This is a genomic window from candidate division WOR-3 bacterium (assembly GCA_039801365.1).
Classification (GTDB): Bacteria; Hydrothermota; Tepidihabitantia; order Tepidihabitantales; family Tepidihabitantaceae; genus JBDRUN01.
In genome coordinates, this window is sequence record JBDRUN010000102.1 from 1 (window position 1) to 7645 (window position 7645).

The following is a 7645-nucleotide window of genomic DNA, read 5'->3' on the forward strand; positions in this document are numbered from 1 at the left end:
TTCTCCTGTTGCCTGCGCTCGACCTTGACGAGTTGCTGGCGCTACGGGTATCATATGAAACGCGCAAGCGTCAGGCAGGGGGTCACGATGTGCCTTGGCCGGCCCTCGGCCGATGCGTTGACAATGGTGCGGGCGAGTTTAGAATCGAACCATGAAAGCGTGCCTTGTCGTTCTGTCCGCGCTCGGACTAACCGTTACATGCGGCACAGGCCACCAGAAGGTCACGGTGAAGTTCTGGCATGCGATGGGGGGCGAGTCGCAGAAAACCCTGAAAGCGATGTGCGAGGAGTTCGAACGCACTCATCCCGGCATTCGGATCGAGCTTGTAGGGATGGGCAACTACGATGCTCTGTCTCAGAAGTTGATGGCCGCGGTTGCGGCTCAAGAGCCACCAACCATTTCTCAGATGTATGAGAACTGGACAAGCCAGCTTCTGGCCACCGGCGAACTCGTATTCCTTGATAGCTTCGTGCGCGGGCCGGACGGACTTTCCGAGGCAGACTTGGCCGACATCTATCCAGCGCTGCTTGAGAACAACTCCTGGGACGGCAGACTCTTGACCCTGCCGTTCAACAAGTCGGTGCCGGTGTACTACTATAACGTGCCGATGTTTGAGCAGGCAGGATATTCGGAGTTTCCCAAGACCTGGTCCGAGTTCAGAGAAGCCGTGAACCGACTAACGAAGCGGGACCCGGCCGGGAATACTGAAGTTTGGGGTGCGGCTGGCGGGACCGATATCTGGATATTTGGTTCGATGCTGTTTCAGAAGGGTGGGCGATTTGTTGACAAGGAGGACGGCAGGCCTGAGTTCAACAGCCCGGCTGGCGTGGCGGCACTGCAGTTTCAGGTTGACATGGTGCTTAAGGACCGGGTGCAGAATACCGACGTTGGCCGGACGCCGATGGACGACTTTCTTGTTGGGAAAATTGCTACTCTGACTGGCAGTTCGACTTGGCGAGCACCGGTGGTGAAGAATGAAACGTTCAAGGTCGGGATGGCACCGATACCGACCTGGGACCGGCCCGCGGCAATTGTGTACGGTACGAACATTGGTATGTTTCGGCGCGCCAAATCTGAGGAGAAGGCGGCGGCATGGGCCTTCATCAAGTGGTTCATATCGCCCGAGCAGCAGACTGAGTGGTCGCTTGGGACGTGGTACGTGCCGATACACCGCCGGTGCCTCAATGACCCGCGGATCAAGGAGCGGTTTGCTAGTACACCTGGGCTGAAGGAGGCCTACGCCCAGATGGACTGCGCAGTGTTCGAACCCAGGGGACTACGGTGGCTTGCCGGTCGCAAGGCGCTGGTTGAGGAACTTGAACAGGCGATGCTCGGAGCCAAGACTCCAAAACAGGCCTTGGACGATGCGGCAGCTCGGTACCAGCAAGGGAGAGAATAGATAGGAGCAGGAGAAGGGAGAGAGCAGGGCGTTAGGAACAGGTTCGAGTAGGGCCGAAATCAGAGCGGGATCAGAAGTAGCGGTTGAGTCGTCAGGCCGGCAGTCAGTACTCGACTGAGTCGAGAATGAGGCCGTGAGCCGGAGCAGTCTGGAATGGTCGGTGCTTCCTACCAGCCAGCGCGGCCCGGATATCGGCCAGTCTGATTCTGCCTGCACCATAGGCCACGACCGCGCCGACTATTCTCCGTACCATTTTGTAGAGAAACCGGTCACCCTTGACGGTTACGAGAATCTCGTCGCCATGTTCGACTAAACTGGTGCGAGTAACGGTGCAGAAGGCGCTGGCTGATTCATCAGCCAGCCGCAGATGGCAGAAGGCACAGAAGTCATGCCGACCGGCAAAGAGCTCAAGCGCCCGGCGCATGCGGTCGGACTCGAGTGGAAAGCAATACTCCCAGGCCCGAGACATGCGTAGGGGCGAGCGGTCCCGTAGGATGCGGTAGAGGTAGGTCTTGCTCCTAGCACTGTACCGGGCATGGAATTCGGGCGGAGCTTCCGCAACCTCCTTGACGAGTATCTCACGGGGTAGGTGAAAGTTCAGCGCACGGCAGATGCGGTTGAGCGGTATAGCTGAGTCCCAGTAGAAGTTGGCAACGTAGTTGCGGGCCGAGACTCCAGCATCGGTGCGCGAACAACCGTTGATTTTGACTGGCCGGCCTAGGATTTTTGCAAGCGCGGATTGGAGTTCGCCTTGGACGGTACGAATCCCAGGTTGGAACTGCCAACCGGCAAAGCCTGAGCCGTCGAATTCGAGCAGCAGCCTGATGTTGTACTTGGGCGTCCGACATCCGGAATCTAGAGCGATCCTAGAAGCCCCGGTTTCCACAAGAGCAGGTTCGGATTTGGGTTTTAGCAACGGGACTTCTGGTTGCCGGCACAGGGGGGTATCGCCCCGCCGCAATTTGCGAGGTTCGACTAACGCGTGTCCCTCAGGCACTTCATGCAGAACCGAGCGTGCGGTACGATTTCGAGGCGGGCTTTGGGGATGTGGTCGCCACATTTCTCACATGCACCGTAAGTTCCGCTAGAGATGCGGCGCAGCGCATCGTCAATCTCACGCAGGGTCGCACTTTCGATCGAGCGTAGTCTTGAAGCGAGCTCACGCTGGTAGCTCTCGGTGCCTTGGTCAGCGGTGTGGGTGCGGTGCCGGGATAGGTCGCCGGTCGCATCTGGTGCACACGCTTCCATGATTTTCTCGGCGATTGCACCCTGACGCAGTATCCGCTGTTTTTCCGCGAGCAGCGCCTTCTCGAACTTCAGAATTTCGGCCTTGGTCAGCTTTCTAGGTTTGTTCATTCTTAATCCGTTTCAGTGCCAGTCTTACCGCTTCACCGTTTACTGTCGTCTCGCTGGCGATATCCGGGTCGGGGGGCGATGCGTTGCTGATTGTCAGTGCGAGCGTTTCGCGGCTGATGTAGTCCCGGTAATCGTTGACCGCTTCGGTCAGTCGCGGGGAAGCGATGCAGTAGAGCCGGATGCGGTCAGTGACCTCGAAGCCGGCCTGCTTGCGCATTCCCTGTATCTTGTGGACCAGTTCCCGGGCTAAGCCCTCGTTCTCCAGCTCGCGCGTCAGTCTAGTGTTGACGCCAACCGCCATTCCGGCTTGCTCGGCCGATACGAATCCGTCCGGGAACTGAGCACCAGACTCAGTAAAAAGCACGTCGCGGACGTTCAGCTCCTCCTTGATTGCGTCGGCGTGACGTAGGTAGATAGTCTGGTCTTCGGGCGAAAGCAGGCGGATAATGCATGACGACAGGGGCTGTCGGACCTTGAGTCTTGCCTGTTCGCGGGCAGAGCGACCGAGTGATACTGCCGCGCGGACCAGCTCCACTTCGTGCTCAAGCTCCGGGTCAATGAATGTTGAGTCGGGCTTCGGGTACTCGCACAGGTGGACCGATTCGGGTGCGGCCGTGTTGTGCGAACGCACGAGGTTCTGATAGATATCCTCGGCGAGAAACGGCATCGCCGGCGCAAGCACTCTGGTAATGGTCTCAAGGCAGACGTATAGGGTGTGGTACGCGGCGTTCTTGTCCTGGTCAGAGGCCGACTTCCAGAACCGACGTCGGCTCCGGCGGACATACCAGGTGGAAAGCTCTTCGAAGAATTCTTCGACTTGCCTGGTGAACGGTGACGGGTCGTAGTCGTCCAGTCTCTCCCGGGCAAACCGGACAAGCGAGTTGAGCCGGGAGAGAATCCAGCGGTCGAGCAGAGAAAGGGTTCCATGGTTCGGGGGTTCTATTGTTCGAGGGTTCCAGTTGTCAATGTTGGCGTAGGTCACGAAGAAACTGTAAACGTTCCAGAAGGTAAGGAGCTTGCGTTCAACCTCGCGGGCACCGTGATACCCGAATAGTAGATTCTGGACCGGATTGTGCGCCAGGAACACCCAGCGCATCACGTCCGCGCCCATCTTCTCGACCGCTTCTTCGACCTCGATAGCGTTACCCCAGGACTTGTGCATCTCCCGGCCGTCCTCGGCTTTCATCGTTGCGTACCCGAGTACAGTCCGGAACGGAGCCTGGTGCTCGAGTACTGTGCTCATTGCCAGAATGGCATAGAACCAGTTACGGAACTGGCCAGGAAAGGACTCAGTAATGAAGTCGAATGGGAACCATTCCTTCCAGTAGTTGCGGTCGGTCAGGTAATGGGTGGTCGAGAATGGCACGATGCCGGCGTCGAGCCATGGGTTGCCGACGTCTTTGGTGCGGGTAACCGGCCGGCCGCACCGACCACAGGCTATTTTCACTTCGTCAATCCACGGCCGGTGTGGGGTATGACCATCGAAGCGCTCCCAGCCTGAGACTGCACGTTCCTTCAACTCCTCACGAGAGCCGATGACGTCGAACCATCCACATTCGCACTTGTAAATCGGTAGAGCTAGACCCCAGTAGCGCTTCTTGGAGATGCACCAGTCGGACATGTTGCGCAACCAGTCCAGTTCACGTTCCAGGCCGAATTCCGGAATCCAGCGTACCTGACGGGCTGATTCCATGATTTCCTCCCGCAGGCTGCGGCCTGAGCTCGATAGTTCGGAGTCGGCGTCCATGCGGATGAACCATTCATCAACAAGACGGAAGACAAGTTCTTGCCCACAGCGCCAGCAGACCGGGTAACGGTGGGTGTAGTCCTCAACCCGGACCAGTACGCCCTTTCTTGCCAAGTCCTCAAATATTGCCAAGGCCGCCTCGGCCGAGCCGCGGCCAGCAAGCCAGCCGAACTCAGGCCGGAATGTGCCGTCCTCTTCGAGCGGCGCGACTATGGCCAAACCGTGTTGCTTGCCGAGCAGGAAGTCCTCCTTGCCACATCCCGGCGCGATGTGGACGATGCCGGTACCTTCGGCTGCGCTGACCTCGTCCCAGGGAACCACCCGATGGACGATGCCGGCCTGGGGTGCAAGTTCATCGTAGGGGCCGGCGTACTTCAGACCGACGAGTTGGCTACCCTTGAGTTCCTCAAGAACTTCAGCATCAGGACCGAGGACCTTCAAAAGGTCCTTGGCCAAGATGTAAACCTGGCTATCTCGGGTCTTGGATTTCGGATTCTGGGTTGAAGAGCAACGGGCACGGACATAGGTTAGTTCCGGGTGTACTGCGCAAGCAGTGTTGGCCGTCAGGGTCCAAGGCGTTGTCGTCCAGACGAGCAGGTATTCGGCGTTCTGGGTCCGCTCGCCGCTGTCGGTGAGAATCGGAAAACGCAGAAACACAGCCTTATGAGTCAGCTCCCGGTAACCTTCGGTGGCAATTTCCATTTCCGAAACTGCGGTGCCACAGCGTGCGCACCAAGGCATGACGTCAATACCTTCGTAGATAAGCCCGCGCTCATGGCACCGTTTGAGGAAATACCAGATGGAGTAGTTGTTCTCTTCTGACATTGTGTAGTAGGAGTTCTCCCAGTCCATCCACTGACCGATGAGGACCGACTGCGCAGTCTGGACGCGGGCGTACTTTACCACTCTTTCCTTGCACTTCTCAACAAACCGGTCAATGCCGTACTGCTCGATATCTTTCTTGCACCGGAAGCCCAATTCTTTCTCGACTTCGACCTCGACCCAGAGTCCCTGACAGTCGAAGCCGTTCTGCCACCGCTGATCAAAGCCCTGCATCGCCTTGTAGCGCTGAAACAGGTCCTTGTAGGTTCGGCCCCAAGCGTGGTGCACGCCCATCGGGCCGTTCGCAGTAATCGGTCCGTCGAGGAATCGGAATTTGGGACCGCCACGGTTGCGCTGAACGAGTTTGGCAAAGCAGTTGTGCTTCTGCCAGAAGGTAAGAACCCGGCGTTCAATCGCGGCATGGTCCGGTTGACGGGGAACCGGGGAAAACACGTACTACCTCCTACACCATACGAATTACGCCGGACCGTTCACGTGGGCTCACCGGATGTCGTCTTCCGGACGTAGAGTGTGAGCGTCCTATCTTGCCCGTCCGGTATTAGCAGCATCGGCCTGGAACATCGGCCAGGGTGAGGCGGCTGGCCCGCCCGTGCCCCGCACGCACCAAGCGGCAAGGCCTGAGCCGATGTAAATGTTGCCGTCGGCGTCAAGTTTCGGCGAGGAAATGAACTCGGCCGAAAAGCCCTCGCCGAGTGCGCAGGCCCAGCGCCGCGAACCGTTTGAGTTCACGGCGTAGAGTGAATCCGGGTTCTCGAACCGGTTATCTGAACCTTGTCGTGACGCAGACCGGGCACGTTTACCCACGGTCACAAGGAAGTAGATGCAGCCGGAACTTGAGACCGCGGGTGTGGAGACAACCCCATCGGAAAGCGGCGGTACATAGGTCCAGAGTGCCAAGCCGTTTGTCGGGTCGAGCGCATATAACTTGCCACCGGCCCCGACGTAGATGGTGTGGTCGGGACCAACTACCGGTGACGAAGGTGCCTCGCCGACCTGCACGACCCAGTTTTCCGAAAGGTCGCTTAGGCTGAGCGATGCAAACCAGCCGTTTTCGTCGCACACGTAAGTAGTGCCTAGTGAGTCATCAATTGCCGGCGAGGCCATGATTTCACTAGTGGAAAGCGAGTAGCTCCATTTCTTGGTGCCAGTGGTCGGGTCGAGCGCAAATATGCTGCCCTCCTGGTTGGCGACGTACACCGTACCGTCCTTGCCAATTGCCGGCGATGAACAGCCGCCGCCAGTAAAACAGGACCACAATCGTGTGCCGTTGCTAACGGCCAAGAGCGAATCACCCATGGTATGGATATACACCGTGCCGTTCGATGCGACCGCTGGAGTGGCATAGACATCTTCACCAACATAGATGACCCACTTGCGCGTGCCGTTCGGGTTGAGCGCGTAGAACGAGTCGTTCGCGCAGCTAGTAAAAACTGTGCCGTCCGGGCCGACCGAGGCGCCACCCATGAATTCGTCGCCGTCCGGATTCACAAACTCCCAGCGCAGCGTGCGGTCCAGCTTGCGCGCTATGAACCCGCCGTAGTCACACCCGATATAGGCAGCGTCGCGGTCCAGGTCGAGTCCAAAGGTATTGAGGCTGAAGTCGGCTGAATCCTCCGGGTCCTCCGGGTCGGTGAAGGCAAAACTCCAACGGACCCCGCCCTCGGCTGGGTCAACAAGCAGCGTCAGCGGTTCAGACCAGCCCGATGCCTTCTTTGAGTTCTTGGCCCGGGCCTTGACCTCATAGGAACCGGGTTGAGAGTAAGTGTGCGTATCGGCGAATGCCTGGCCACCAGCTACAAATGCTGACCACCCCGAACGCGTGCCGTCGCCCCAGTCGAACTGATAGGCGACATCCGCACCCTTCGGGTCGGTGGTCTGTGTGGTACACGCCAGTACCACTGCGACCATGCCGCGGGCCGGGCCTCTGGGTTTCTCAGGCACTGCCGGCGCATGGCCGCAGATGCCGAAAAGAAAAAAGGTCGCGGCAAGTGCGATGAGGACAACTCTGGCAAACTTCATCGTCTCCTCCTGCGTTCATATGCTCTTGGCGCTGCTGTGGTTACGTTGCAATGCCCAAGCTGTAAGGATAGCCGCAAAACCGCGTCTGTCAAGGTTTCACCCTGCGCCCTAGTGCCGATATAGAACTACAACAAAGAAGGCTGCACCTCTTGTATTTCCTGTCAGCTTTTGCGTCTAACAGGTATGAACAACTTTCACCCATTGGGTGGAGAGAGGAGCAGCCTTATGGACAACCATAGTATCGGTCAGGAATTCCTTCCTTTCAAGCTCGGCGTGTCTGA

General features: G+C 58.2%; 5 protein-coding genes. 1 reads left to right on the forward strand and 4 read right to left on the reverse strand.

The features are described from left to right. Window positions 1-151: 151 nt before the first annotated feature. Entirely contained in the window at window positions 152-1399 is a 1248-nt protein-coding gene (locus ABIL25_10160) for an ABC transporter substrate-binding protein (GenBank protein ID MEO0082630.1), read from the forward strand. A gap of 103 nt (window positions 1400-1502) precedes the next feature. Here ABIL25_10160 and truA read toward each other — a convergent pair whose 3' ends face one another. The 4 genes from truA to ABIL25_10180 form a co-directional block, all read right to left on the reverse strand. Continuing rightward, complete coding sequence (gene truA, locus ABIL25_10165) at window positions 1503-2315, reverse strand: tRNA pseudouridine(38-40) synthase TruA (protein ID MEO0082631.1); 813 nt, start codon at window positions 2313-2315, stop codon at window positions 1503-1505. A gap of 59 nt (window positions 2316-2374) precedes the next feature. Continuing rightward, window positions 2375-2755, reverse strand: a complete 381-nt coding sequence (locus ABIL25_10170) for a TraR/DksA C4-type zinc finger protein (GenBank protein MEO0082632.1) — start codon at window positions 2753-2755, stop codon at window positions 2375-2377. Next, the gene (gene ileS / locus ABIL25_10175; protein MEO0082633.1) at window positions 2742-5777 is read right to left on the reverse strand and encodes an isoleucine--tRNA ligase; all 3036 of its coding nucleotides are present in this window, start codon (window positions 5775-5777) and stop codon (window positions 2742-2744) included. Before ileS ends, ABIL25_10170 begins: the two co-directional genes overlap by 14 nt. A gap of 87 nt (window positions 5778-5864) precedes the next feature. Beyond that, a complete protein-coding gene (locus ABIL25_10180; GenBank protein ID MEO0082634.1) occupies window positions 5865-7364 on the reverse strand; it encodes a PQQ-binding-like beta-propeller repeat protein in 1500 nt (499 codons plus the stop codon). Between the last annotated feature and the right edge of the window lie 281 nt (window positions 7365-7645).